The 24,331-nt window shown below is 72.6% G+C and carries 25 protein-coding genes; 16 read left to right on the plus strand and 9 right to left on the minus strand.

Features of this window, described 5'->3' with window-relative positions; all coding sequences use genetic code 11:
• Positions 1-6: 6 nt before the first annotated feature.
• Positions 7-651, minus strand: a complete 645-nt coding sequence (mftR, locus tag MU522_RS10030; RefSeq protein WP_246990834.1) for a mycofactocin system transcriptional regulator — start codon at positions 649-651, stop codon at positions 7-9.
• Between the two features lie 97 nt (positions 652-748).
• Between mftR and mftA the strand changes: the two genes are divergently transcribed.
• The 11 genes from mftA to mftF all read left to right on the plus strand — a co-directional run bounded on the left by mftA (position 749) and on the right by mftF (position 10,982).
• Positions 749-859 (plus strand): mycofactocin precursor MftA, encoded by a 111-nt coding sequence (gene mftA, locus MU522_RS10035; RefSeq protein ID WP_246990835.1) that lies wholly within the window; start codon positions 749-751, stop codon positions 857-859.
• Positions 860-868: 9 nt separating this feature from the next.
• A complete protein-coding gene (gene mftB / locus MU522_RS10040) occupies positions 869-1,150 on the plus strand; it encodes a mycofactocin biosynthesis chaperone MftB (protein ID WP_246990836.1) in 282 nt (93 codons plus the stop codon).
• Between the two features lie 59 nt (positions 1,151-1,209).
• The gene (gene mftC / locus MU522_RS10045) at positions 1,210-2,496 is read left to right on the plus strand and encodes a mycofactocin radical SAM maturase (protein WP_246990837.1); all 1,287 of its coding nucleotides are present in this window, start codon (positions 1,210-1,212) and stop codon (positions 2,494-2,496) included.
• 382 nt (positions 2,497-2,878) lie between these two features.
• Positions 2,879-3,697, plus strand: coding sequence for a mycofactocin-coupled SDR family oxidoreductase (locus MU522_RS10050; RefSeq protein ID WP_281439995.1), 819 nt, complete (start codon positions 2,879-2,881; stop codon positions 3,695-3,697).
• A gap of 37 nt (positions 3,698-3,734) precedes the next feature.
• On the plus strand, positions 3,735-4,571 hold the full coding sequence (locus MU522_RS10055; RefSeq protein WP_246990838.1) for a mycofactocin-coupled SDR family oxidoreductase: 837 nt from the start codon (positions 3,735-3,737) through the stop codon (positions 4,569-4,571).
• Positions 4,549-5,454 carry a mycofactocin-coupled SDR family oxidoreductase gene (locus MU522_RS10060; RefSeq protein WP_281439996.1) on the plus strand — a complete coding sequence of 302 codons (906 nt, stop codon included), beginning with the start codon at positions 4,549-4,551 and terminating at the stop codon, positions 5,452-5,454. The genes MU522_RS10055 and MU522_RS10060 overlap by 23 nt, the downstream gene beginning before the upstream one ends.
• An 8-nt stretch (positions 5,455-5,462) precedes the next feature.
• The gene (locus tag MU522_RS10065; protein WP_246990839.1) at positions 5,463-6,401 is read left to right on the plus strand and encodes a MoxR family ATPase; all 939 of its coding nucleotides are present in this window, start codon (positions 5,463-5,465) and stop codon (positions 6,399-6,401) included.
• Between the two features lie 6 nt (positions 6,402-6,407).
• A complete protein-coding gene (locus tag MU522_RS10070; protein WP_246990840.1) occupies positions 6,408-7,394 on the plus strand; it encodes a VWA domain-containing protein in 987 nt (328 codons plus the stop codon).
• Between the two features lie 76 nt (positions 7,395-7,470).
• Positions 7,471-8,775, plus strand: coding sequence for a pre-mycofactocin synthase MftD (gene mftD, locus MU522_RS10075; RefSeq protein ID WP_246990841.1), 1,305 nt, complete (start codon positions 7,471-7,473; stop codon positions 8,773-8,775).
• A gap of 9 nt (positions 8,776-8,784) precedes the next feature.
• The gene (mftE, locus tag MU522_RS10080) at positions 8,785-9,579 is read left to right on the plus strand and encodes a mycofactocin biosynthesis peptidyl-dipeptidase MftE (protein WP_246990842.1); all 795 of its coding nucleotides are present in this window, start codon (positions 8,785-8,787) and stop codon (positions 9,577-9,579) included.
• Positions 9,576-10,982, plus strand: coding sequence for a mycofactocin biosynthesis glycosyltransferase MftF (gene mftF / locus MU522_RS10085; RefSeq protein ID WP_246990843.1), 1,407 nt, complete (start codon positions 9,576-9,578; stop codon positions 10,980-10,982). Before mftE ends, mftF begins: the two co-directional genes overlap by 4 nt.
• 34 nt (positions 10,983-11,016) lie before the next feature.
• Here the strand turns inward: mftF and MU522_RS10090 are convergent, their stop codons facing one another.
• Entirely contained in the window at positions 11,017-11,655 is a 639-nt protein-coding gene (locus MU522_RS10090; protein ID WP_246990844.1) for a TetR/AcrR family transcriptional regulator, read from the minus strand.
• A 47-nt stretch (positions 11,656-11,702) separates the two neighbouring features.
• On the opposite strand from MU522_RS10090, the gene MU522_RS10095 reads away from it, so the two are divergent.
• Positions 11,703-14,348, plus strand: a complete 2,646-nt coding sequence (locus tag MU522_RS10095; RefSeq protein ID WP_246990845.1) for an MMPL family transporter — start codon at positions 11,703-11,705, stop codon at positions 14,346-14,348.
• Between the two features lie 112 nt (positions 14,349-14,460).
• Positions 14,461-15,087, plus strand: coding sequence for a helix-turn-helix domain-containing protein (locus tag MU522_RS10100; RefSeq protein WP_246990846.1), 627 nt, complete (start codon positions 14,461-14,463; stop codon positions 15,085-15,087).
• Between the two features lie 204 nt (positions 15,088-15,291).
• Here the strand turns inward: MU522_RS10100 and MU522_RS10105 are convergent, their stop codons facing one another.
• From MU522_RS10105 to MU522_RS10115, 3 genes are all read right to left on the minus strand, one after another.
• Complete coding sequence (locus MU522_RS10105; protein WP_246990847.1) at positions 15,292-15,522, minus strand: hypothetical protein; 231 nt, start codon at positions 15,520-15,522, stop codon at positions 15,292-15,294.
• On the minus strand, positions 15,522-18,098 hold the full coding sequence (gene valS / locus MU522_RS10110) for a valine--tRNA ligase (protein ID WP_246990848.1): 2,577 nt from the start codon (positions 18,096-18,098) through the stop codon (positions 15,522-15,524). Before valS ends, MU522_RS10105 begins: the two co-directional genes overlap by 1 nt.
• 112 nt (positions 18,099-18,210) lie before the next feature.
• Positions 18,211-18,384: a hypothetical protein gene (locus MU522_RS10115; RefSeq protein WP_192575929.1), complete on the minus strand. Its 174-nt coding sequence runs from the start codon at positions 18,382-18,384 to the stop codon at positions 18,211-18,213.
• A 61-nt stretch (positions 18,385-18,445) separates the two neighbouring features.
• On the opposite strand from MU522_RS10115, the gene MU522_RS10120 reads away from it, so the two are divergent.
• Entirely contained in the window at positions 18,446-19,231 is a 786-nt protein-coding gene (locus tag MU522_RS10120) for a fructosamine kinase family protein (protein WP_246990849.1), read from the plus strand.
• Positions 19,232-19,329: 98 nt separating this feature from the next.
• Here MU522_RS10120 and MU522_RS10125 read toward each other — a convergent pair whose 3' ends face one another.
• Positions 19,330-20,670 (minus strand): MFS transporter, encoded by a 1,341-nt coding sequence (locus MU522_RS10125; protein WP_246990850.1) that lies wholly within the window; start codon positions 20,668-20,670, stop codon positions 19,330-19,332.
• 75 nt (positions 20,671-20,745) lie between these two features.
• Between MU522_RS10125 and MU522_RS10130 the strand changes: the two genes are divergently transcribed.
• Positions 20,746-21,366: a TetR/AcrR family transcriptional regulator gene (locus tag MU522_RS10130; protein ID WP_246990851.1), complete on the plus strand. Its 621-nt coding sequence runs from the start codon at positions 20,746-20,748 to the stop codon at positions 21,364-21,366.
• A gap of 47 nt (positions 21,367-21,413) precedes the next feature.
• Positions 21,414-22,295 carry a hypothetical protein gene (locus MU522_RS10135; protein WP_246990852.1) on the plus strand — a complete coding sequence of 294 codons (882 nt, stop codon included), beginning with the start codon at positions 21,414-21,416 and terminating at the stop codon, positions 22,293-22,295.
• A gap of 39 nt (positions 22,296-22,334) precedes the next feature.
• On the opposite strand, the gene MU522_RS10140 is transcribed toward MU522_RS10135, so the two are convergent.
• The 3 genes from MU522_RS10140 to MU522_RS10150 are packed head-to-tail and all read right to left on the minus strand — an operon-like array spanning position 22,335 to position 24,263.
• Positions 22,335-23,186, minus strand: coding sequence for an aminotransferase class IV (locus MU522_RS10140; protein ID WP_246990853.1), 852 nt, complete (start codon positions 23,184-23,186; stop codon positions 22,335-22,337).
• A 34-nt stretch (positions 23,187-23,220) separates the two neighbouring features.
• Positions 23,221-23,772 carry a hypothetical protein gene (locus MU522_RS10145; RefSeq protein ID WP_246990854.1) on the minus strand — a complete coding sequence of 184 codons (552 nt, stop codon included), beginning with the start codon at positions 23,770-23,772 and terminating at the stop codon, positions 23,221-23,223.
• The gene (locus tag MU522_RS10150; RefSeq protein WP_246990855.1) at positions 23,769-24,263 is read right to left on the minus strand and encodes a hypothetical protein; all 495 of its coding nucleotides are present in this window, start codon (positions 24,261-24,263) and stop codon (positions 23,769-23,771) included. The genes MU522_RS10145 and MU522_RS10150 overlap by 4 nt, the downstream gene beginning before the upstream one ends.
• Positions 24,264-24,331 lie beyond the last annotated feature (68 nt).

A 24,331-nucleotide genomic window follows, 5' to 3' on the forward strand; every position in this document is an offset into this window, starting at 1 on the left:
ATACTCTCACACCTGAGTGCCGCGAGGCGTCTGCATGCCCTCGGCGTCGATGCGCACATCGATCATGAGCAGCGCCTCGTCCAGCAGATCAGGCAGACTCCGCTGGCGATCCGCCAGCCACTGCTCGTACGCTGCGAGGCACGCTCCCAGGCAGGTCCACGCGATGGTCTGCGGGATCAGATCGGCACTGGGCACGTTCAGCCGTCGTGCGACGTGGTCGGCGATCACCTCACGCCATGCTCGGTACCGGAGCGTCGAGTGCGCGACGAGCGTCGGCACGTTGAGCAACAGCTCCATCCGCCTGCGGTGATACTGCGATTCCACCTTCCCCACGCGATTGAACTCCATGACGGAGCGGCGGAGCTGCTCCATGAGCGGCATGGTGTCTGGCAGCGACGCCAGGTGCGCGCGCATGCGCTCGAGCAGGGAGTCGAAGTCGCCCCATGGCACGTCGTTCTTCGATGAGAAGTACCGGAAGAACGTGCGCCGCCCGATGGCGGCCGCTCTGGCGATGTCGTCGACTGTCGTGCCATCGAAGCCGCGCTGCATGAACAGCTCGAGGGCGACGTGACTGATCTGCTCGCGGCTGGTCGACGGCGTGCGGCCGGGCCGGGCGCGCGGAGGCGGAGCACCCGCTTGGGACGGGGTCATGATCGCTGCCCCCTTCCTAACGGCACCCGGTGCCACTAGTATCGCTGGTCAAGCGAGCGGATCGCCAATGACGGCGAATTCGCGGGAGGAGCGTCTCATGAGTCGAGGTGACGACCTGGTCGTCCCACAGGGCGATGCCGATGAGGTGATCGAGACGGACTCACTCGTGGAGGAGATCTCGATCGACGGCATGTGCGGCGTCTACTGATCGCTCGACATGACCGCTGTCACCCCTGAGTCCGCCTGGCGGCTGCACCCGCAGGTCTCGGTCCGTCCCGAGGCGTTCGGCGCCCTGCTCTACCACTTCGGGACGCGCAGGCTGTCCTTCCTGAAGGATCGCACGCTGCTCGCTGTGGTGGAGCATCTCCCGGACGCCGCCTCGGCACGTGACGCATGCCAGTCCGCCGGCGTCGCCGAAGAGCAGCTGCCGCGGTACCTCGGAGCGCTCGGCACGCTGGCTGAGTCGCTGATGCTCGTGGAGCGGGAGGCGGTGCAGTGACGATCGTCGAGACTCGGGCGGGCGCACTCCGCTCGAAAGCGGCACGGCCGCCACGGTCGATGCGACTCGTGGATCATTTCGAGCGCGGACTCGATGCGCCCATCTGCCTGACGTGGGAGTTGACCTACGCGTGCAACCTGTCATGCGTGCACTGCTTGTCGAGCAGCGGTCGGCGCGACCCGCGCGAGCTCAGAACCGACGAGTGCAAGGCCGTCATCGACGAGCTCGAGCGCATGCAGGTGTTCTACGTCAACATCGGCGGCGGCGAGCCGACGGTGCGCAGCGACTTCTGGGAACTGCTCGACTACGCCACCGATCACCACGTGGGCGTGAAGTTCTCGACGAACGGCGTGAAGATCACGCCCGAGATCGCCCGGCGACTCGCCGCGAACGACTACGTCGACGTGCAGATCTCGCTCGACGGGGCCACCGCCGAGGTCAACGACCACATCCGCGGGCCGCGCTCGTACGAGACCGCGCTGCGCGCGATGCAGAACCTGTCGGACGCCGGGATGCGGAACTTCAAGATCTCCGTGGTCTGCACGAGGCAGAACATCCCGCAGCTCAACGAGTTCAAGGCCATTGCCGACCGCTACGGCGCCCAGCTGCGCCTCACGCGGCTGCGCCCGTCGGGCCGCGGCGCCGACGTGTGGGACGAGCTGCACCCCACGCAGGCGCAGCAGCGCGAGCTGTACGACTGGCTCGTCGCGCACGGCGACGACGTGCTCACCGGCGACTCGTTCTTCCACCTCTCCGCGTACGGACAGGCCCTGCCGGGCCTCAACCTCTGCGGCGCCGGGCGTGTGGTCTGCCTCATCGACCCGGTCGGCGACGTCTACGCGTGCCCCTTCGCCATCCACGACGAGTTCCTCGCCGGCAACGTCCGCGACGAGGGCGGCTTCCGCAGGGTGTGGCGCGAATCGTCGCTGTTCGCCGAGCTGCGTTCGCCGCAGTCGGGCGGCGCCTGCAGGTCGTGCCAGTTCTTCGACACCTGCAAGGGCGGGTGCATGGCCGCGAAGTTCTTCACAGGCCTGCCCCTCGACGGCCCCGACCCCGAGTGCGTGCAGGGCTACGGCGAGCAGCTGCTCGCACAGCGAGCGGCTGACGCGGGGCTGCCCAGGCATTCCGGCGACCACTCGCACCGCACCTCGCCGCCCCGCCGGCGGAGCGGCATGGGCCCCGTGCGACTCACGCTCACCCGGCGCGAGGACCTCGCGGCACCGCCCGTGAGCGTGTGCGCCGAGGATCCGGTTGCGGGCTTCCACCCCGAGACGTCTCACTTCGACTCGAAGAAGACGGGCGCCGACCGGCGCCAGGAGGGAGGCATCCGCCCCGACGTCGCGTGAGAGCTGACCGCCGAACCGCCCGCCGTTGCGGTGTGTGGTGATCGTGCACTCACCTACTGCCGAGCGGCATGCCGGAAGAGGAGGGAGCCAGCATGGGAGTGATCCACGGCGGGGTGGGGCTTACCGCGGGAGGTTCACGAGGCCGACAGGCTCGCGGCTGGTACGCCTCAAGACACGCGGAAGCAGCGGCTTCCTCGTCCTGCGGCGCGTCGCCGATGCCCCGCTGTGCCTGGACCCCGACCTCGCGTCGTCGTTCGCAGGGCGTCTACCCGTCGACGCCCGCCAGTTGCTCACGCCCGGCTGCGACGCCGACTCGGTGGAGCAACCGCTCCACCCGATGTCTGTACCCGATGCAAGGAACACCGAACCGAACGGAGTCATGATGCCCGGTCAACTCGAAGGCAAGGTCGCCTTCATCACAGGGGCCGCGCGTGGGCAGGGACGCTCGCACGCGATCCGGCTCGCGCAGGAGGGCGCCGACATCATCGCGGTCGACATCTGCGCTCAGATCGAGTCTGTACCGTACCCGATGTCGACGCCCGACGACCTGGCCGAGACCGTGCAGCAGGTCGAGGCTCTCGATCGCCGCATCCACGCTGTCGAGGCCGACGTGCGCGACCGCGCCGCGCTGCAGGCGGCGTTCGACGCGGGCGTCGCCGAGCTGGGTGCGGTCGACATCGTGCTCGCCAATGCGGGCATCGCGCCGCTGTCGCTGCGTCCGGTGCCCGAGGAGTGGCAGGACGTCCTCGACGTCAACCTGACGGGCGTCTTCTTCACGGTCGAGGTCGCCAAGCCGTCCATGATCGACGGCGGGCGCGGTGGCGCGATCGTGCTCACGAGTTCGACGGCGGGACTGAACGGGATCGGCGGCGCCGCGCCAGGCGGGCTCGGCTACACGGCCGCCAAGCACGGCGTGGTGGGGCTCATGCGCAGCTATGCCAACCAGCTGGCCCAGCACTCGATCAGGGTCAACACTGTCCATCCCACGGGTGTGAACACGCCCATGGTCGTCAATGACGCCATGCAGGAATTCCTTCAGGCCGATCCGCAGATGGGCCAGGCGATGGCCAACGCCCTGCCGGTGGCCATGCTCGAGCCGGTCGACATCTCGAACGCGATCCTCTGGCTCGTGTCTGACGCCGCGAGGTACGTCACCGGCGTCACACTGCCGGTCGATGCAGGATTCACCAACAAGAAGTAGCACCGACGAGGACGAGCACCAACAAGGAGGAGAAGCCATGCCTGGGCGAGTGGAAGGCAAGGTCGCGTTCATCACGGGCGCTGCGCGAGGTCAAGGGCGGTCGCATGCGATCCGGCTCGCGCAGGAGGGCGCCGACATCATCGCGATCGATATCTGCGAGGCGATCCCGGAGAACCGCTACCCCCCGTCGACCGAGGAGGACCTCGCCGAGACCGTGCGGGCGGTCGAGGCACTCGACCGGCGGATCGTTGCCGAGAAAGCCGACGTGCGCGACTTCGAGCAGCTGAGGGCAGTCGTCGACAAGGGCGTCGCCGAGCTCGGCCGCCTCGACATCGTCGCGGCGAACGCCGGCATCGCCGGCGCGTTCAACAAGGCGGAGGACATCCCCGACGACGAGTGGGCCAACATGCAGGACATCAACCTCTCCGGCGTCTGGCGCACCTGCAAGGCGGCCATCCCGCACATCCGGGCCGGCGGGCGCGGCGGATCGATGATCCTCACCAGCTCCGACGCGGGCCTGTACGCGATCGAGAACATCGGGCACTACGTCGCCGCCAAGCACGGTGTCGTCGGGCTCATGCGCACCCTCGCGCTCGAGCTGGCACCGGACATGATCCGCGTCAACAGCGTCCACCCGACGACGGTGAACACACCGATGGTCAACAACGAGGCCACGTTCCGGCTGTTCCGCCCGGACCTCGACAACCCGACGCTCGAGGACTTCGGCGAGGCGGCGAAGCTCATGAACGCGCTGCCGATCCCGTGGGTCGAGCCCGTCGACATCTCGAACGCCGTGCTGTTCCTCGCGTCCGACGAGGCCAGGTACATCACGGGCGTCACGCTCCCGGTCGATGCCGGCGCGGCTGCGAAGTGAACGTCGACGCGAACTGAACCACGAAGCGCACGATCAAAAGGAGGACATCATGGGACGGCTCGAAGGCAGGGTCGCATTCGTGACGGGTGCGGCACGCGGACAGGGGCGCAGCCACGCCCTGCGCATGGCGCAGGAAGGTGCCGACATCATCGCGGTCGACATCGTCGAGCAGATGTCGACGGTGCCGTACCCGATGGCCGCGCCCGAAGACCTCGACGAGACAGTTCGACAGGTCGAGGCGCTCGACCGGCGCATCGTGGCACGCAAGGCCGACGTGCGTGACGGCGAGGCACTGCGCGCGGCGGTCGACGCGGGCGTGGCAGAGCTCGGTCGGCTGGACATCGTCGCGGCGAACGCAGGCATCTTCTCGACGGCAACGACCGAGGCGCTCAGCGAGGAGCAGTGGGGAGACATGATCGACGTCAACCTCTCCGGCGTGTGGCGCACGTGCAAGGTCGCCATCCCCCATCTGAGGGCCGCGGGCGGCGGATCGATCATCATCACGAGCTCGGTCGCCGGACTCCAGGGTGCCCCGAACTTCGCGCACTACGTGTCGGCCAAGCACGGTGTGGTCGGGCTCATGCGCACGCTCGCGCTCGAGCTGGCGTCCGACATGATCCGCGTGAACAGCGTGCATCCGACCAGTGTCGACACCGACATGATCCAGAACGAGACCATCTATGGACTCTTCGCGCCAGATCTGGCGCGAGCCGAACGCACGCGCGAGCGGGTCAGCGAACGGTTCCGGGCGACCAATGCCCTGCCCATTCCCTGGGTCGAGCCGATCGACATCTCCAACGCAGTGCTCTGGCTCGCTTCGGATGAGGCCAGATACGTCACGGGCGTCACGCTTCCGGTGGACGCGGGGTCGACGCAGAAGTGAGCCGGGTCGTGACGGACGAGATCGCTCGAACCGACGGCGAGCCGAGTCGGCTCGCGGTCAGTCGCGCGCGCATCGCCTCGCGCATCGTCGGCCGCGAGCGCGAGCTCGAGCTCACGCTCGCGGCCGTTGCGGCCGGGCGTGACATCCTGCTCGAGGGGCCGCCCGGCACGAGCAAGACGACGATGCTCACCACGATCACCGAGGAGTGGGGAATCCCGCTGCTCTTCGTGGAGGGCAATGCCGACCTCACGCCCGCGAAGCTCGTCGGCCACCACAACCCCGCCCGGGTGCTGAAGGAGGACTACAGCGCCGAGAACTTCGTCGCCGGACCGCTCGTCGAGGCCATGCGCGACGGCGGCTTCCTCTACATCGAGGAGTTCAACCGGGCGCCGGAGGACACGCTGAACGCGCTGCTCACGGCGATGGCCGATCGATCGATCGCCATCCCGCGCGTGGGTCGCATCCGGGCGAAGCCGACGTTCCGCGTCATCGCCTCGATGAACCCGTACGACAACATGGGCACGATCCGGTTGTCGACGAGCGTGCACGACCGACTCAACCGGCTCGCGATCGGCTACCAGGATGCGCCGAGCGAGGAGCGCATCGTCGCGCTGCGCACCGGTGCAGCGGGCGGCGTGGGCGAGCGGCTCACCGAGGACGCCGTCGCGGTGACCCGCGCGACGCGGCGGCACCCCGGCGTGCGCCAGGGGTCGAGCGTGCGAGGCGCGATCGACCTCGTGCTCGTCGCCGAGCAGCTCGCGCAGCTGCGCGGCATCCATTCGCCCGATGACGAGGGCTATCCGGAGCTCGTGTTCGACGCCATGGTCGTCGCCCTCTCGGGGCGCATCCACCTCGACGAGGCGATCGAGACGACGCCCGAGCGGGTGCTTCGCGAGATCTGGGAGGACCGGTTCATCCTCGAGCCCGCCGCGGCGGCGCCCGGCTGAAGGGCCGTGCCCGCCGAGGGGCCGTTGCAGCGCGACCGGCCGGACCGGCGCGCGACCGAGGGAGCGCCCCTGAAGCGCAAGCCGAAGCGACTCGACGAGGAGCCCACCGTGTTCGATGCGACATCCGGCGCCGGCGGTATGCTCTTCCGCGCCGAGCATGCGCCGGGCGACTCGCGGGCGCCCGAGGCGAAGGCGCAGCAGGGCAGTGCGGCGACCACGTTCACGGACGAGGAGGCGCGTCTCGTGCTGCCCGACGCGGATCCCGCGACCGACCCCGTGGCTCGGGCGCGCGCTCTGCAGATCGCCGCGCGCTTGTCGGTGCGCCGGCCGCGGCGCGCTGCGACCGGCCGGCGCGGCATCGGCGAGCTCGGGAGCCTGCCCTATCGCGGCGGGTCCGACGAGATCGACCTCGACAAGACGATCGAGGTGCTCGCCGAGCGACCGGTGCCGGAGGACGAGGACATCGTGGTCCGCGACCGCATCCGGACGAAGCGATCGGTCGTCCTCGCGGTCGACGTGTCGGGCTCGATGAAGGGCGAACGGATCGCGACGGCCGCCGCGACGGTGGGTGCGCTCGCGGCCGAGCTCGTGCACGACGACCTCGCGGTGATCGCATTCTGGTCGGATGCCGCCATCCTGCTCGATCTCGGTCAGCCGGTGAAGCCACTGAACCTGCTCGACGCGATCATGCGGATCCCTACGCAGGGCTTGACGAACGTGGCCTTCCCGCTCGAGCTCGCGGCGAGGCGGCTCACGGGGGGACGGGTGCGGGACGCCCGAGTCGTGCTGCTATCGGATTGCGTGCACAATGCGGGGCCCGATCCGCGCGCGTTCGCTGCGCGGCTGCCTCGACTCGACGTGCTCCTCGACGCGAGCGGCGAGCGGGATGTCGAGCTCGGGCGCGATCTCGCGAGACTCGGTCGGGGGACGTTGCACGTGGTGCACGACTTCCGGGCGGTGGCGCCGGCGGTGAGCGCGATGTTCGCCGCATGACCCAGCAGCGGCGGTACCACGCGGCACCAGCAGCAGACGATGAGATGACGAACACACCCGCGGAAGGGGACGCACGATGAGCACCACGTGGTTCGAGACGGTGGCGGCGGCCCAGCGACGAGCCGAGCGGCGCCTGCCGCGATCGGTGTACGGCGCCTTGGTGGCCGGCTCCGAGCGCGGCGCCACCATCGAGGACAACTCGCGAGCCTTCGCCGAGCTGCAGTTCGCGCCGCACGTCGCCGGGCACCAAGCCGAACGAACGCTCGACACCACCGTGATGGGGATCCCGATCTCGCTGCCCGTGGTCATCTCGCCGACGGGCGTGCAGGCGGTCCACCCCGACGGCGAGGTCGCGGTCGCTCGCGCCGCCGCGAACCGCGGGACGATCATGGGCCTCAGCTCGTTCGCGTCGAAGCCGGTCGAGGCGGTCGCCGCCGCCAACCCGAACACGCTGTTCCAGGTGTACTGGAGCGGTACACGGGAGGCGATGGTGCACCGGCTCGACCGCGCGCGGGCGGCCGGGGCGAAGGGACTCATCGCCACGCTCGACTGGTCGTTCTCGCACGGGAGAGACTGGGGAAGCCCTTGGATCCCGGAGAGGCTCACGCTCATGGCCGCCATGCGGTTCGCGCCGCAGGCGATCGTGAAGCCCGCGTGGCTGTTCGACTTCCTGAAGACCGGACGGGTGCCCGACCTCAGGACGCCGAACCTCGCGCCGGCCGACGGCGGCCCCGCACCCACGTTCTTCGGCGCCTACGGCGAGTGGATGTCGACGCCCCCGCCGAGCTGGGAGGACGTCGCCTGGCTCCGTGAGCAGTGGGGCGGGCCGTTCATGCTCAAGGGTGTGTCGCGCATCGACGACGCGAAGCGCGCGGTCGATGCCGGCGTGACCGCGATCTCGGTGTCGAACCACGGCGGCAACAACCTCGACAGCACGCCGGCGTCCATCAGGATGCTGCCCGGCATCGCTGAGACCGTGGGCGGGCAGGTCGAGGTGCTGCTCGACGGGGGCGTGCGGCGAGGGTCGGACGTCGCGAAGGCGCTCGCTCTCGGCGCTCGGGCCGTCATGATCGGCCGCGCGTACCTCTGGGGCCTCGCCGCGAACGGACAGTCGGGTGTCGAGAACGTGCTCGACATCCTTCGGAGTGGGCTCGACTCGGCGGTGCTGGGGCTGGGGCATCGGTCTGTCGCTGAGCTGTCGCCGGAGGACTTCCACATCCCGCAGGGGTTCCGGCGGGAGCTCGGCGGGCAGCCCGAGGCCTCCGGGCGCAATGCTGCGGCACGCAATCCCGCCGCTCGCGCAGCACGCACCACCTCGCGGAGCGCGGCGCCCGACGCCGGAGGCTCGCCCCCCGACGCCGTCGGTACCGGTGAGCGCTGAGGCCGTCGCGTGACCGTCCCCGGTGTGCCGCGCCTCGTCGACCGTCCGTGGCCCGACGTCGGGCGTCCGGTCGTCCTCGTGCCAGTCGGTTCCACCGAGCAGCACGGACCACATCTGCCGCTCGACACCGACATGGTCATCGCCTCGGTCGTCGCCGAAGCGCTCGTCGACCGTCACCGTGCCGAGCACGTGGACGCTGTCACGGCCCCGGCGGTCGCGTTCGGCGCCAGCGGCGAGCACCGCGGCTTCCCCGGCACGCTCTCCATCGGCACGGACGCGCTGACGGCGCTGCTCGTCGAGCTCGGTCGGTCAGCGGGCGAGTGGGCCGAGCGACTTGTGTTCGTCAACGGGCACGGGGGCAACGTCGAGGCTCTGACTGCGGCGGTGCCGACATTGATCGGCGAGGGACGGTCGGTGGTCTGGGTGCCGTGCACCCCTGGTGCCGCAGCGGTCGGGATGGGCGTGCCGATCGACGCCCACGCAGGGCGCTCCGAGACCTCGCTCGTGCGCGCTCTCGACGCGTCGCGCGTGCGCGAGGACCGGATGGAGTCTGGCGAGAGGAGGCCGATCGGCCAGATCATGGCAGAGCTGCGTGCTTCAGGCGTTCAGCACGTCGCGCCGAACGGCGTCCTGGGCGATCCCCGAGAGGCGTCCGCCGCGGAGGGGGAGGCGCTGCTGGCAGCAATGATGGCCGATGCCTGGGCGCGGCTGCGCTCCGGCCGGGTCGACGCACGCGGGTGCGCAGTGCGCGGGGGCGAGCATGGCTCCGCGGCATCCGTGCCCACCGCCGGAGCGATCGGGTGAGGGCGCCGGGAGCCCCGGCGCTGCCCGGCGGCATCAGTGTGCGGCTCGGCCGGCACACGCGTGTCATCGATGACGGCGCGGTGCTCGTCGGCGGCTCGCCCATCCGCATCGTGGCGCTGACGCCGCGCGCTCGCTCGCACCTGGACGGCGACCTGGTGACGGTCACGGACGCCGCGTCCCGCGCGCTCGCCGACCACTTCCTCGACGCCGGCATCGCCGAGCCCGTCATCGAATCGTTGCCGGAGGTCAGCACCGCCCTCGCGACTGTCGTCGTGCCGGTGCGTGACCGCGCGACGCAGCTCGCCCGCCTCCTCGACTCCCTCGGAGGGCTGCGCGTCATCGTCGTCGATGACGCCTCCGTCGACCCCCAACCGGTCGCCTCGGTCGCGGCGCGCCACGGTGCCGAGCTGGTCGTCCTCGATGAGAACACCGGTCCAGCGGGTGCCCGCAACGCCGGACTCGCCCGGGTGACGACGCCGTTCGTGGTGTTCGTCGACTCCGACGTGGTCGTCGAGGCGGGCGTCGTGCCGCTCCTGCTGCGCCACTTCGCCGATCCGCGCCTCGCGATGGTCGCCCCGCGCGTGCTGGGGCTCGACAGTCCCGGGGCGAACTGGATCACGCGCTACGAGGAAGCGAGATCCTCCTTGGACGTCGGCCACGAGGCAGCGATCGTACGACCTCGCTCTCGCGTGACGTGGCTGCCCGCTGCCTGCCTCGCCGCGCGCGTCGAGGCGCTCGGACGGGGCTTCGACGCGACGATGCGCGTCGCGGAGGACGTTGACCTCGTCTGGAGGCTCGTCGAGTCCCGCCACCGAGTGCGCTACGCGCCGGAGGCGGTCGTACGGCACGATCACCGCGCGACGCTGCGCGCGTGGCTCGGTCGCAAGCTGTTCTACGGCACCGGTGCAGGGCTGCTCGCGGTGCGACACCCGCGCAACATCGCACCGGCCGTGCTCCCGCCCTGGGCAGCGGGCGTGCTGCTCGCGCTGATGGCACAGCGGCGCTGGTCGCTGCCGGTCGCGGCGGGTCTTCTCGTCGTCACCGCATGGCGCATCGGACGCCGCGCGCCCTCCGTGCGCCATCCCCACCGCCTGGCCGCACGCCTCACCAGCTACGGCTTCGTCAACGCGATCGCCCAGGGCTTCGCCCTGCTGCTGCGGCACTGGTGGCCGCTGACGGCGATCGGATGCCTCGTCTCGCGCCGGGTGCGCCGAGCGGCGGCCGTGGCCGTCGTCGCCGACACGACCTGGGAGCTCATGCGGACGCGCCCTCGCCTCGACCCTGTGCGGTTCGCGCTCGCGCGACGACTCGACGACGCGGCATACGGCGCCGGAGTCTGGGCCAGCGCGATCCGCGGACGCTCGCTACGGACGCTCCTGCCAGACGTGCGCAGCCGTCGCTGACGCACACTGCAGCGGCGGTGATCGGAGGGTGCGATCATGTCGGTCCGAAGGGTGTTGGGCCGCGGAGTACCGACCCCACGCCCGGTCGCGCGAGCGGCGCGCGGGATTCCTGTGGCTGCTCGAGGGCGTCGCCGACGCCGACCAGGACCCGCCACACCCACTCCGCGGCGATCTCGATGCTGGGCCGGGGGTCTCGCGCGAGCCACGTCTCGATGACACCGAGGGCGGAGCCGGCGACGCCTGCGCTGACGACGTCGGGCGGAACCCCCTCGAACGCCTGCGCTCCCATCCTGGCGAGGCCCTCGCGCGCGACCGCCTCGATGCGGTCACGCAGCCGGGCCGCCACCGCGGCCGAGCCGTGACGGCCGAGCACGCGCCGGTACACGTCCGCGCGCTCATCGATGTGCCGCAGGTACGCGATGAGCGCGCGCTGCGGGCCGTCGGGAGCGGTGATGGTCTCGGGCAGGAACGCGCCGGCCCGCTCGACCGCGGTGTCGAGGGCGTCGGCCAGCAGGGTCTCCTTGTCCGCATAGTGCTGGTAGAAGCTGCTCCGATTCACGCCGGCCCGCTGGGCGATGTCAGCGACCGTCAGCTCCTCGAGGGGCCGATCCCGGGCCAGGTCGAAGAGCGCCTCCTGCAGTGACCGGCGAGTGCGCTCGATGCGGACATCCATGCGGTGATTCTCGCACTCCGACGCGCGAGACCGCGGCGCCGGCGGGCGTGCGTCCGATCTCCGACAGATGTCGGCTATCCTCGATTGCGGCCCGAGAACGCGCCGCTGCCCCCACCTTCGATGAAAGGCCCCCCACCGTGGCTGAACTCCTCTATCGCCTGGGTCGATTCGCCGCACGGCGGCCCTGGGCGGTGATCGTCGGGTGGCTTGTCGCGCTTGCGCTCGCGGTCGGGGCATTCCTCTCGTTCGGCGGCACGCTCACCTCGAGCATGAGCATCCCGGGCACGGAGACGGAGCGTGTCACCGAGCGGCTGACCGAGGAGCTGGGCGAGCTCGGCGGGGGCACCGGCACGGTCGTGCTCCGGACCGAGGGCGGGTCCGCCTTCACCGAGGTGCAGCAGCGGGAGATCGCTGAGCTGATGGAGGGCATCGGCGGGATCGAAGGCGTTGCCGAGGTCGTGGAGCCGTTCGCGGCCGAGGCGGATCGCGGAGACCAGGAGCAGCAGCTCCGAGACGGCGTAGCGCAGCTGGACGCGGCGCAGCAGCAGCTCGACGCGGGGGCCGCCCAGCTCGAGACTGCGCAGTCACAGCTCGACTCGGCGCAGGCGCAGCTCGCAGCGGCCGTCGAGGCGGCGAGAGCCGCCGGGACCTACGAGCTCGCCGCGGCGCAGCTCGACGCACAGCAGGCTGAGCTCGATGCCGGCGCGGCTCAGCTCGCGGCTCAGCGCGGCGAGCTGGAGGCGGCCACGGCGGAGCTCGCGGATGGGCGCGCCCAGCTCGAGGACGCGCAGCGGCTCGTCGACGCTGCGTCCGGCATCCGCACCGTGTCGGAGGGCGGCGAGACAGCGATCGGCGCCGTGCTGTTCGAGGACGACCTCTTCTCGATCCCCGCCGAGGTGGTCACCGCGGTGACCGCCCAGATCGACGGCGCCGAGATCGACGGAGTGCAGGTCGACTACTACTCGGCGGCCATCGCCACCGCCGTCGAGGGGCTTGTCGGCGTCGGCGAGATCGTGGGCGTCGGGCTCGCCCTGCTCGTGCTCGTGCTCATGCTCCGCGCGTTGCTGCCGGCGATGCTGCCGATCGTGTCATCCCTCATCGGCGTGGGCGTGGGCGTGGCCGGCTCGCTCGCGATGTCGGGCGTCGTCGAGATGTCATCCGCAACGCCGGTGCTCGGGATGATGCTCGGCCTCGCGGTGGGAATCGACTACGCGCTGTTCATCATCAACCGCCACCGGCAGCAGCTGCTCGCCGGCATCGACCTGGACGAGTCGATCCCGCTCGCGAACGGGACTTCGGGCAACGCTGTCGTCTTCGCCGGCTCGACGGTGCTCGTCGCCCTCCTCGCCCTGAACGTCACGGGGATCCCATTCGTAGGAGTCATGGGCACCGTCGCGGCCGCATGCGTCCTCGTGGCGGTCCTGATCGCGGTGACGCTGACGCCGGCCTTGCTGGGCCTCGTCGGATCCCGCGTGCTCCACAGGCGTGCTCGGGGCCAGATCGGGCACGAGTCGCACGCGCGCCCGGACCTGAAGCCCATGAAGACATCGCGGGCCCTGGTCCGCGCCGCGCTCGCGATCGTCGTCCTGCTCATCGTCGCGATCCCGGCGCTCTCGATGAGGCTCGGCATGCCGGACGGATCGTCCGAACCTCTCGACTCGACGCAGTATCGCGCGTACACGTCCGCGGCCGAGGCCTTCGGCGCCGGCCAGAACGGCCCGCTGCTCGTCACTGCCGCGCTGCCCGAGGCGATCTCCGAAGACGATGTCGTCGCACTCCAAGCCGACCTGGCGGACCAGTTCCTCGAGCAGGACGAGGTCATCGCCGTGGCGCCCGTGGGCGTCTCCGACGACCGCGACTACCTCGCCTTCCAGGTGGTGCCGATCGATGGGCCGTCGAGCGAGTCGACCGAGCAGCTCGTGCACGATCTGCGCGGGCTCTCGCCGCTGAATGGCGTCGAGCTCGGCGTCGCAGGCCAGGCGAGCGGCAACATCGACATCTCCGAGAAGCTCGCCGGCGTGCTGCCGGTGTACCTGACGCTGGTCGTCGGCCTCTCCTTCCTCATCCTCGTGCTCGTCTTCCGCTCGATCCTCGTGCCGCTGGTCGCGACGGCCGGCTTCGTCCTGTCGCTGTTCGCCGCGTTCGGTGCGGTCGTCGCGATCTACCAGTGGGGCTGGCTCGGATCCCTGTTCGGCGTCCACAGCCCGGGGCCAGTGCTGAACTTCGCACCCGTCGTCCTGATGGGCGTGCTGTTCGGACTCGCGATGGACTATCAGCTGTTCCTGGTCTCCGGCATGCGTGAGGCGTTCGTCCATGGAGTCCCCGCGCGGCTGGCGGTCGTCGCTGGCCTCCGCAACGGACGCGCGGTCGTCACCGCGGCCGCGATCATCATGGGTTCTGTCTTCGGCGGCTTCGTGTTCTCGCACATCGCCCTGGTGCGCCCGATCGGGTTCGGTCTCGCCGCCGGCGTGCTGCTGGACGCGTTCGTGGTGAGACTCATGCTGATGCCTGCCGTGATGCACCTGCTCGGGGAGAAGGCGTGGTGGCTGCCGAAGTGGCTCGACCGGATGCTTCCCGACGTCGACGTCGAGGGCGCTGCCCTCGAGCGCAGCCACCCGGTGCACGGCGCGGTCGACGATGACGGGTCCAGCGGACCGAATCCACCCACGCTGGCGGCAGCCGACCGGCGATGAACGCGTGCCGGAGCGGTCGCTTCGAGCAGTCGGCGCGCCCTCCGCGTCGGGGAGGCTGACGCAGTCCAGATACCCTTTGCAAAGACTCCTTTGCAAAGGGTATGCTGGATCCATGCTCGACGCCGCCGTCGACGGATCCGGCGGCGAGAGCGAGGCCCCGGCGGCCGTCGATCCCCCCAGCCTCTCCCTCGACAGCCTGCGCGCCCTCGCGCACCCGCTGCGCGTGCGCATCCTGCACGTGCTCACCACGCAGGGCCCGCAGACCGCCTCGTCGCTCGCGGCGGCGCTCGGCGAGTCGACCGGCTCGACGAGCTATCACCTGCGCCAGCTCGAGGCGACGGGCTACATCGCCGAGGACGCCGAGCGCGGCACCGCGCGCGAGCGGTGGTGGCGCCGCGCGATCGACGAGGTCGAGGTGTGGACGAAGGAGCTCGCCGACGCGCCCGAGGGCCGCGCCGCATCCGCCACCGTGCTGCACGCCTGGACCGAGCACGACCGCGCGCTGCTCGCGGCCTACATCGCCGGCGGCGAGGAGCGCTACGACGAGCCGACGCTCGACGCCGCCCGCGTCTCCTCCCGCTCCGCGAGCCTGCCCGCGAGCGAGCTGCGGCGCCTGACCCGCGACGTCGAGCGGCTGATCCGCGAGCGCATCGCCGCCGCCCGCCGCGCCGACGCCGACGACCCGACCGACCCGGTCCACCGCATCCAGATCCAGTTCAACGCCTTCCCGATCGACTGATCGGGAGCACCGCCACCAGAGGAGACACCATGCCGAAGCACGACGCCCACCCCGTGACCATGCCCATCGCCGTCGTCCAGGACAGCTACGCGATGGCGCAGATCCTGACGCGCCCGATGCGCTAGCGCCCCCAGACCTCCGTGCAAGGAGAAGGGCCCCAGGCAGTCGCCTGGGGCCCTGTTGTCGTTCCGCCGCGTCGCGGCGTCAGTCCTCGCGGGTGACCAGCACGTCGTCGCCGTCGAGCCGGATGGTGGTGCCGTCGTCGAGCTCGACGACGGGCAGGCCCTCGAGCCACGTCAGCGTCCAGCGCCAGGCAGCGGTGTCGGCGCCGAGCTCCGCGAGCGCCCGCTCCTCGTCGTCGATCGCCGCGCGCATCGCGATCGGCACCGACTGGGGCGGCTCGCCGCCGACGGCCCAGCGGGTGCCGATCTGCATCAGGCCTCCTCGAGCACGATGTCGCCGACGGCGAGCTCGTCGGCCTCGACGAGCGTCAGCTCGCGGATGCGGCCCACGGCCCGAAGATCGGCGGCGGCCGCCTCGAGGTGCTCGCGCAGCGCGGCGGGGACCGCCACGACCGCCGACGCGACGGGCGTCTTCTGGCTCGCCTTCGCATCCGTCTTCGCCCGCCGGATGCCGATGAGCGCCTGGCCCACGGTCTGCAGCATGCCCGTCGCACCGCTGCCGTCGCCGACCTCGGAGGCGTCGGGCCAGGCGGCGAGGTGGATCGAGCCGTCGTGCGACCACGACCAGACCTCCTCGGTGGCGAACGGCAGGAACGGGGCCAGCAGCCGCAGCTGCACGTCGATCGCGGTGCGGAGCGCGGCGATCGCCGAGCCGCGGCCGGCCTCGTCGCCCGAGTAGGCGCGCTCCTTGACGAGCTCGAGGTAGTCGTCGCAGAAGGTCCAGAAGAACGCCTCGGTCGCCTCGAGCGCCTTCGCGTGGTCGTAGCCCTCGAACGCGCGCGTCGCGACGCGCACGACCGCGGCGAGCTCGGCGAGCATCTCGCGGTCGAGCCGCTCGGTGACCTCGCCCGGCGCGCCCTCCATCGACAGCACGAAGCGCGCCGCGTTCAGCACCTTCATCGCCAGGCGGCGGCCGATCTTGATCATCTTCGGGTTCTGCGGGTCGAGCGTCGCGTCGACGCCGAGCCGCGACGAGGCGGCCCAGTAGCGCACGCCGTCGGAGCCGTGCTCCTCGAGCATGCCGAGCGGCGTGACGACGTTGCCCTTCGACTTCGACATCTTCTTGCGGTCGGGGTCGAGGATCCAGCCCGAGAGCGCGGCGTGCTTCCACGGCGCCCGGCCGTCCTCGAACATCGAGCGCAGCAGCGTCGAGAACAGCCACGTGCGGATGATGTCCTGGCCCTGCGGGCGCAGGTCGAACGGCGTCAGCTGCTGCCAGCGGTCGGCGCCGTCGGCCCAGCCGCCCGCGAGCTGCGGGGTGAGCGACGACGTCGCCCAGGTGTCCATGATGTCGACCTCGCCGACGAAGCCGCCGGGCACGCCGCGCTGCGCGGCCTCGTAGCCGTCGGGCACGTCGCTGGTCGGGTCGAGCGGCAGCTGGTCGGGGCGGGGGAGCAGCACGCGGTCGAAGTCGGTCTGGCCCTCCTCGTCGAGCGCGTACCAGACGGGGATCGGCACGCCGAAGAAGCGCTGGCGCGAGATCAGCCAGTCGCCGTTGAGGCCGTGCACCCAGTTCTCGTAGCGCGTGCGCATGTGCTCAGGGTGCCAGGCGATCTCGCGGCCGTGCTCCACGAGGCGCTCGCGCAGCTGCTCGTCGCGGCCGCCGTTGCGGATGTACCACTGGCGGGTCGAGACGATCTCGAGCGGCTTGTCGCCCTTCTCGTAGAACTTCACCGGGTGCTGGATGGGCTTCGGGTCGCCGATCATGCGGCCCGAGGCCTGCAGCTGCTCGACGATCGCCTTCCGCGCGCTGAAGACCGTCTTGCCGGCCATCTCGGCGTACGCCGCCTGCGCCTCGGGCGACGACAGCGCCTCGGGCGCCTCGGCGGCGAACCGGCCGTCGAAGCCGATCACCGAGCGGTTCGGCAGGTCGAGCTCGCGCCACCAGGTGACGTCGGTGACGTCGCCGAAGGTGCAGATCATCGCGACGCCCGTGCCCTTGGCCTGCTGCGCGAGCTCGTGCGCGACGAACGGCACCTCGACGCCGAAGACGGGCGTCGTCACCGTCGTGCCGAAGAGGTGCTGGTAGCGCTCGTCGTCCGGATGCGCGACCACGGCCACGCAGGAGGGGAGCAGCTCCGGGCGGCTCGTCTCGATCCGCAGGTCGCCGTCGCCGCTCGTGAAGAGCAGGGTGTGGTACGCGCCGGGCTGGTCGCGGTCCTCGAGCTCGGCCTGGGCCACGGCGGTGCGGAACGTCACGTCCCACAGCGTCGGCGCATCCGCCTGGTACGCCTCGCCGCGCTCGAGGTTGCGCAGGAACGCGAGCTGCGAGGTGCGTCGCGCGTCGTCCGAGATCGTGCGGTAGGTCTGCGACCAGTCGATCGAGAGTCCGAGCGTGCGCCACAGGTGCTCGAACTTCTCCTCGTCCTCCTCGGTGAGGCGCTCGCACAGCTCGATGAAGTTGCGGCGGGAGACGGGCACCTGGTCGGCGGCCTTCGAGCTCTTGCCCTCGCCGCCCTCCTGCGGGGGCGTGAAGTCGGGGTCGTAGGCGAGCGTCGGGTCGACGCGCACGCCGTAGTAGTTCTGCACGCGGCGCTCGGTGGGGAGGCCGTTGTCGTCCCAGCCCATCGGGTAGAAGACGTGCTTGCCGCGCATGCGCTGGAACCGGGCGATGAGGTCGGTGTGCGTGTACGAGAACACATGGCCGACGTGCAGGGAGCCGGATGCGGTCGGCGGCGGCGTGTCGATCGAGTAGATCGCGTCGCGGTCGAGCCCGGCGCCGTCGAAGCGGTAGGTGCCGGCCTCCTCCCACTGCTGGCCCCACTTGGCCTCGAGGCCTTCGAGGGCGGGGCGCTCCGGGATCCCGGGCGTGGTGGGCATGGCGCTCATGGCGTCTCGCTTTCGATGTGCGCGGCATCGCGTCGGTGCCGAGCGCTGTCTCGGCGTGATGCCTGGTTGTTGCTCGGGCCAGTCTAGGCCCGCCCGTCCCGGACTCCGCCGCTCAGCGGCCGCGGCGCATCCGCCACTGCAGGAGCGCCGTGACGGCGAGCGCGCCGGCCGCGACGAGGAAGAGCGTGCGGGTCAGGGCGTCCTCCTGCAGCAGCGCCGCGCCCGCGAAGCACGCCGCGGCGACGATCCAGAGCCAGAGGGGAGCGGGCGTGCGCGAAACGGGCATGCGACCACGCTACGCGCGCCGCCTCGGCCGGCCTGCCAGGAGGGCGTGCCAGGGTGGCGGGATGGACGTCGTGAAGCGCGCTCCCGCCGACGCGGCGCACGCGCTCGCCATGGAGGCGGCGGGCCTCGCGTGGCTCGCCGAGGCCGAGGCCGCCGGCGGCACGCGGATCGCGCGGGCGCGCCTCGCCGGCGGCGCGCTGCACGTGGCGCGCGTGGCGGAGGCGCCGCCGACGCCGGCGCGCGCCGAGGCGCTCGGCCGCAGCCTCGCCGCGCTGCACGCGGCCGGGGCGCCGTGGCACTGCTGCCCGCCGGGCGGGGCGCAGCCGCCGCTCGAGTGGGGCTCGTCGCGCGTGCCGATGGCCGCCGAGCCCGTCTCCGGCTCCTGGGGCGCGGCGTGGGCCGCGACCGCGGTGCGACCGGTGCTCGAGCGGTGCGTCGAGCGCGGCCGGCTGGATGCGTCCGGGGCGCGGGTCGTGGAGCGGGCGGTCGACCGCATGGCGGCCGGGGCCTTCGACGCGCCCCAGCCCGCGGGCGTGAGCGCCGTCGCGCGCATCCACGGCGACCTGTGGAGCGGGAACGTGCTGTGGTCCGACGTCGACACCGGCGCGGTGCTCATCGACCCGCACGCGCAGGGCGGGCACGCCGAGACCGACCTCGCGATGCTCGCGCTGTTCGGGCTGCCGAGGCTCGAGACGGTGCTCGCCGCCTACGACGAGGCCTCGCCGCTCGCCGACGGCTGGCGCGAGCGGGTGCCGATGCAGCAGCTGCAGCCGCTGCTCGTGCACACGCTGCTGTTCGGCGGCGGCTACGCGGCGCGCGCCGTGGAGGTGGCGCGCTCGCTCGCGTGAGCCGCCCGCGCCGCCGAGCGGGGCGGCTGCGCCCGACCGGGGCCGGCGCGCCGTGCCCGCTCGTGCGCAGCCGCCCCAGTCGCGCGCGGCGCGCGCGATCACACCGGCGCGGGCGCCTCCTCGCGCACGACCGCCTGCGCGGCGTCGGCGTCCTCGTCGCCGAGGTGGCGCATCCGCTGGGCCGCGAGCGCACCGACGAGCGTGAGCGCCGAGAGCAGCGCGAGCACGAGGCCCGGGTGCCACCACGCGCTGTCGGTCGCGGTGCCGAGCCAGGCGGTGATCGACGGGATGAAGCCCGACAGCACCGCCGCGATCGCGTACGCGACCGAGAGCGCCGAGTAGGCGTGGCGGCCGCGGAACAGCTCCTGCATCGTGCCGCCGAGCGCCGCCCACGACGCGGTCGGCAGGATGCCGCCGACCACCATGAGCGCGACGAGCACCGCGAAGGTGGCGCTGCCGAGCAGCCAGTAGATGGGGAAGGCGATGAGCAGCGTGCCGATGGCGCCGAGCGCCACGACGCGCGCCGAGCCGATGCGCGTCGCGAGCCAGCCGAACGCGGGCACGGTGACGAACTGCAGCAGGCCGCCGATGGTGGCCGCCGTGAGCAGCTGCATCTCGTCGAAGCCGAGCGCGGTCACGCCGTAGCCCATCGTGTACGTGTTCATGAGCGAGTACGAGCCGATGCCGAGCAGCGCCACGAGGATGGCGACGCCGAACGCCGCGGGCTGGGTGCGCACGGCGGCCCAGACGGGGTTCTTCTCGCGCTGGCCCGTCGCGGCGAGCTCCTTGAAGACCGGCGTCTCGTCGATCGACCAGCGCAGGTAGAGCGAGACGGCGATGAGCGGGATGGCGATGAGGAACGGGATGCGCCAGCCCCACGCGGCCATGGCCTCGGGCCCCAGGCCGAAGAACATCGCGAGCATGAGGCCACCCGCGGCGACGGAGCCGATGGGGGAGCCGAGCTGCGGCAGCGACGCGAAGAACGGCCGGCGGCGGGCGTCGGCGTGCTCGGTGGCGAGCAGCACCGCGCCGCCCCACTCGCCGCCGAGCGAGAGGCCCTGCACGATGCGCAGCACCACGAGCGCGACGGCGCCGAAGAGCACCCAGTCCTCGCCCGTCGGCAGCAGGCCGACGAGGCCGGTGGCGACGCCCATGAGCGCGATCGTGATGAGCAGCGTCGAGCGGCGGCCGATGCGGTCGCCGAGGTGGCCGAAGAGGATCGCGCCGATCGGGCGCACGACGAAGGCGATGCCGATGGTGGCGAAGGAGGCGAGCAGCGCGCCCGCCTCGCCGAGCGCCGAGAAGAAGAACGGGCCGGCGAAGAATGCGGCGAAGTACGAATAGGTGTAGAAGTCGTAGGACTCGAGCGCGGTGCCGACGGTCGCGGCCGCGGCGACGCGACGGGTGCTGGTGCGCGGGCGCGCGGGGGTGGTGATCACGGGGGCTCCTCGGGAGCGCCCGGGTGGCGCTCGTTGTCGTACCGGGTGCAACATTAGCGGCGAGAGAGGATTCCCATGGCATCGAGGCGAGGCCCAGGACGACCGCGCGCGTCCGACGCCGCGACGATCCACGAGGCCGCCCTCGAGCTGTTCCTCGAGGCGGGCTACGACGCGGTGAGCGTCGACGACATCGCGCGCCGCGCCGGCGTCTCCCGCGGCACCGTCTTCAGCTACTGCGCCTCGAAGGCCGACGCGCTCTGGGTCGCGCTCGACGCGGCGATCGCGCGGGCCGCCGACGCGCTCGAGCAGGGCGGTGCGGATGCGGTGCCGCAGCGGGACGCGCTGGCCCGGCTCGTCGACGCCATCGCGCACGCGGTGCAGCCGTGGGGCACGACGCCGCCGCCCGCCCTGCGCGACGCGGCGGCGATGGGCGCGGAGCCGGCGCTGCGCGACGGCGCCCCCGCGCACCTGCAGCCGCTCGTCGACCGCGCCGCGCTCGCGCTCGCGCTCGAGCGCGACGCGCTGCCGGAGTCGTCGTCGGCCGCGGTCGCGCCGGTCGCGATCGTCGCCGCCGCGTGCGCCGCGCTCGTCGCGTGGACGCACGAGCCGGGCCGCCCGCCCGCGGCACAGGCCGTCCGCAAAGCACTCGAGCCGATCGCCGCGGCATCACGGATCCACAACGATCCGGCGGTCTGACGCCGCGCCTCTCGCGCTCGCCGCCGTCGGGGCGGATCATGTCCCCCATGAGGCGCGGGTCTCGCATCCTGACCGCCGCCGCGGCCCTCATCACGGGCGCGGCGGTCGCCGGGTGCGGGCCGATGGCACCGACGCCCGTCACCGTCTCGCCGCCGCCCCCGCTGCCGACGCAGGACGCCTCCGTCGTCTCCCCGCCGCTCGCAGGCCCGGTCAGCCAGCCGGAGGGGGTGCCGCGGCCGACCGCGCCGACCGTGCACTACGACGGACCGCCGACCGCATCGCCGCCCGCAGCGCCCGAGCCCGAGCCCTCCGTCGCACCCGTCGCGACGCCCGCGCCCACGCCGCCTCCCGAGCCGCGGCCCACCCCTGGCCCCGAGCCTGCCGAGCCCGCCGCGCTGCTCGACCTGCTGCTAGACCCCGCGGCGCTGCCCCCGCTGCGCTGGAGCGGCGCCGACGGGGAGGCTGAGGCCGCCTGGACGCGGCTCGCCCCGTCCACCGTCGTCGAGCCCGCCGACGCCATCGCGCACCTCGGCGTCGCGCGCGGCATCGGCGGCGACTGCGGTGCCGCCGCCGAGGCCGTCGACGGCGCGGCGACCGAGGCCGCGCTCGTGGCGCTCGCGGCCGAGCCCGCGCCCGGCGGCCCGATGAACGTGGTGCTGCTGCGCTACGGCTCCGAAGCGGCGGCCGCCGCCGCCGCGACCGCGCTCCACGCCCTCGGCATCGCGTGCGACGGCGAGGTCGCCGAGGCCGGCGCGCTCGGCACCGGCGACGGCGCGCACACCGCCACGGTGCTGCTCACCGGGCCCGTCGCATCCCTCGTCGTCGAGGCCGACGCCCACGGCGCACTCCTCGTCGCGGTGGTGCACCAGGTGGCGCCGCCCGAGGCGGTCGAGCAGCTGCTGCGCGCCCAGGTCGAGCGCCTCGGCTGACACCGCGGGCCCTCAGCCGCCCCGGACGCCGCAGTCGTCTCAGACGTCGAGCACGCGGCGCAGCTCGGCGTCGAGCGGCGAGCGGGGGAGCGGCTCGCCGTCGACGCTCGTGACCGCCGCGAGCAGACGGCCCGACGACAGCAGCCAGGCGCCGTCTGCGGCCCGCAGGTCGTCGGGCGTGAGCGACGCGAACGCCACCTGCAGCTCGCGCGGCGCGTCGCGCATGAGCTGCTCGAGCGTGATGGAGGCGAGGATGCCGTCCTGCTTCGGCGTCAGCAGCCGGCCGCCGCGGTCGATGACGAGCGTCGACGTGGGCCCCTCGAGGAGCGCGCCCGACGGCGCGACGAAGACGACGTCGTCGAAGCCGTGCTGCACCGCGTGCCGCTTCGCCGCCATGTTGATGGAGTACGACAGGCTCTTCGCGGCCGGCAGCAGCCACGGCATCGCGGCGACCTCGTCGCCGTCGTGCCCGCGGCCGAGGAGCGTGATCGCGACGCCCTGCTCGCGCTCGCGGATCGCGGATGCGGCGAGCGGCGCCATGAGCGCGAAGGCCGTCGGGTCGCCGCCCGACTCGGGCCCGCGGGTGAGCACGAGCCGGATCAGCGCCTCGGGGTGCGCGGCGAAGTCCCACGCCGCGACGAGCGCGTCGATCGCGCGCTCGAAGCCGGCGCGGTCGGGGGCCGGCAGCTGCAGGATGGCCGCGCTGCGCTCGAGCCGGTCGAGGTGCGACTGCCGGTCGCGCACGTGCGGCGCGCCGTCGGCGCCCAGGCGCACGAGGGTGGCGTCGAAGACGCCGTCGCCGCGCACGACGCCGAGGTCGTCGGCGCGGACGATCGGATGCGCGACGTCGACGAGCCTGCCGTCGAGCGTCGCGAGGAGGGGAGCCTGCATGGGCCCAGCGTACGAGCGGCGGCCGGCGCCGGCGTCAGAGCACGCCGGCGCAGGGCAGCAGCGCCGAGGGCGCCGCGAGCGCCACGATGGGGGAGAGGATCGTGACGCTCAGGTCGTCGCGCGATGCGACGGCCTCGGTGAGGTCGGCGATCGGCTGGTCGAGCTCCCGGAAGCTCTCGGCGAGCGCCGGGCTCGTGGTCTCGGCGATGAACGCGTCGCGCATCACGGGCAGGTCGGCGACGACGGCGTCGGCCGCCGCCCAGTCGGGGCTGCTGTCCGCGGGCACGGCGTCGAGCACCTCGGTCGCGCGCTCGACGATCGCGGCGAGCGCCTGGTCGGCGGCGGCGCACTCCTCGGCCGTCGGCTGCGGCTCGCTCGGGGCGGGCTCGCTCGGCGCGGCCTCGGTCGCGGTGGGTGTCGGGGTGGGCTCCGGGGTGCTCGAGGCCGAGGGCGTCGCGGTCGGCGTCGCGACGACGGGCGGGGCGGCCGTCGGCAGCGGCGGCGGGAGGATCACGCAGCCGGTCGTGAGCAGGGCGAGCGCGACGAGCAGCGCGCCCTGCGCGCCGCGGGCGGTGCGGGCGCTCATGCCGTGCCCGCGCAGAACTCCTGCAGCGACGAGACCTGCTCGAGCAGCTCCGTCACTCCCGCCGTGACCCGCTCGACGCCGGCCGGGTCGCCCGCGGCGAGCGAGGACTCGGCCTCGGCCAGCAGCGCCTCCCAGCCGGCCTGGATCTCGCCGATGCGCTCGAGCAGCGCCGGGTCGCTCACGCTCGTCTGCAGGTCGCCCACGCGGCCCGAGACGTCGGCGAGCAGCGCGAGCGCCTGCAGCGGGTTCGCGGCGAGCAGCTCGCCGACCCGGCCGACGTCGGTCGCGATCGCCTGCACGTCGGCCATCACCTGCGCGCACTGCTGCGCCTGCGACTGCTCGCCCGCGCCGCTCGACTCCGTCGGCGCCTGCGAGGCGGTCGGCGCGGGCGCCGTCGCGCTGCCGCAGCCGGCGAGCAGCAGGGCGGCGGCCGCGAGCAGCGCGGCCGCGGCGGTGCGCGGCGCTCGGGATCTCGTGCGGGTGTCGATCATGCGCCGAGGGTACCGCCGGGCGCTGTGGCGACGGCGGGAGGCGACGGCGGGAGGCCACCGGGGGATAG

The sequence above is a fragment of the Agrococcus sp. SCSIO52902 genome, from assembly GCF_022983135.1.
In the GTDB taxonomy this organism is placed as follows: Bacteria; Actinomycetota; Actinomycetes; order Actinomycetales; family Microbacteriaceae; genus Agrococcus; species Agrococcus sediminis.

Coding starts and splice junctions, on each gene's coding strand:
- mftB (WP_246990836.1), top strand. CDS start 869: ATGACCGCTGTCACCCCTGAGTCCGCCTGGCGGCTGCACCCGCAGGTC.
- MU522_RS10100 (WP_246990846.1), top strand. CDS start 14,461: ATGCTCGACGCCGCCGTCGACGGATCCGGCGGCGAGAGCGAGGCCCCG.
- MU522_RS10090 (WP_246990844.1), bottom strand. CDS start 11,655: ATGGATGTCCGCATCGAGCGCACTCGCCGGTCACTGCAGGAGGCGCTC.
- MU522_RS10055 (WP_246990838.1), top strand. CDS start 3,735: ATGCCTGGGCGAGTGGAAGGCAAGGTCGCGTTCATCACGGGCGCTGCG.
- valS (WP_246990848.1), bottom strand. CDS start 18,098: ATGAGCGCCATGCCCACCACGCCCGGGATCCCGGAGCGCCCCGCCCTC.
- mftD (WP_246990841.1), top strand. CDS start 7,471: ATGAGCACCACGTGGTTCGAGACGGTGGCGGCGGCCCAGCGACGAGCC.
- MU522_RS10145 (WP_246990854.1), bottom strand. CDS start 23,772: ATGAGCGCCCGCACCGCCCGCGGCGCGCAGGGCGCGCTGCTCGTCGCG.
- mftC (WP_246990837.1), top strand. CDS start 1,210: ATGCGACTCGTGGATCATTTCGAGCGCGGACTCGATGCGCCCATCTGC.
- MU522_RS10115 (WP_192575929.1), bottom strand. CDS start 18,384: ATGCCCGTTTCGCGCACGCCCGCTCCCCTCTGGCTCTGGATCGTCGCC.
- MU522_RS10130 (WP_246990851.1), top strand. CDS start 20,746: ATGGCATCGAGGCGAGGCCCAGGACGACCGCGCGCGTCCGACGCCGCG.
- MU522_RS10135 (WP_246990852.1), top strand. CDS start 21,414: ATGAGGCGCGGGTCTCGCATCCTGACCGCCGCCGCGGCCCTCATCACG.
- MU522_RS10060 (WP_281439996.1), top strand. CDS start 4,549: ATGCCGGCGCGGCTGCGAAGTGAACGTCGACGCGAACTGAACCACGAA.
- mftR (WP_246990834.1), bottom strand. CDS start 651: ATGACCCCGTCCCAAGCGGGTGCTCCGCCTCCGCGCGCCCGGCCCGGC.
- mftA (WP_246990835.1), top strand. CDS start 749: ATGAGTCGAGGTGACGACCTGGTCGTCCCACAGGGCGATGCCGATGAG.
- MU522_RS10140 (WP_246990853.1), bottom strand. CDS start 23,186: ATGCAGGCTCCCCTCCTCGCGACGCTCGACGGCAGGCTCGTCGACGTC.
- MU522_RS10105 (WP_246990847.1), bottom strand. CDS start 15,522: ATGCAGATCGGCACCCGCTGGGCCGTCGGCGGCGAGCCGCCCCAGTCG.
- MU522_RS10050 (WP_281439995.1), top strand. CDS start 2,879: ATGCCCGGTCAACTCGAAGGCAAGGTCGCCTTCATCACAGGGGCCGCG.
- MU522_RS10150 (WP_246990855.1), bottom strand. CDS start 24,263: ATGATCGACACCCGCACGAGATCCCGAGCGCCGCGCACCGCCGCGGCC.
- MU522_RS10120 (WP_246990849.1), top strand. CDS start 18,446: ATGGACGTCGTGAAGCGCGCTCCCGCCGACGCGGCGCACGCGCTCGCC.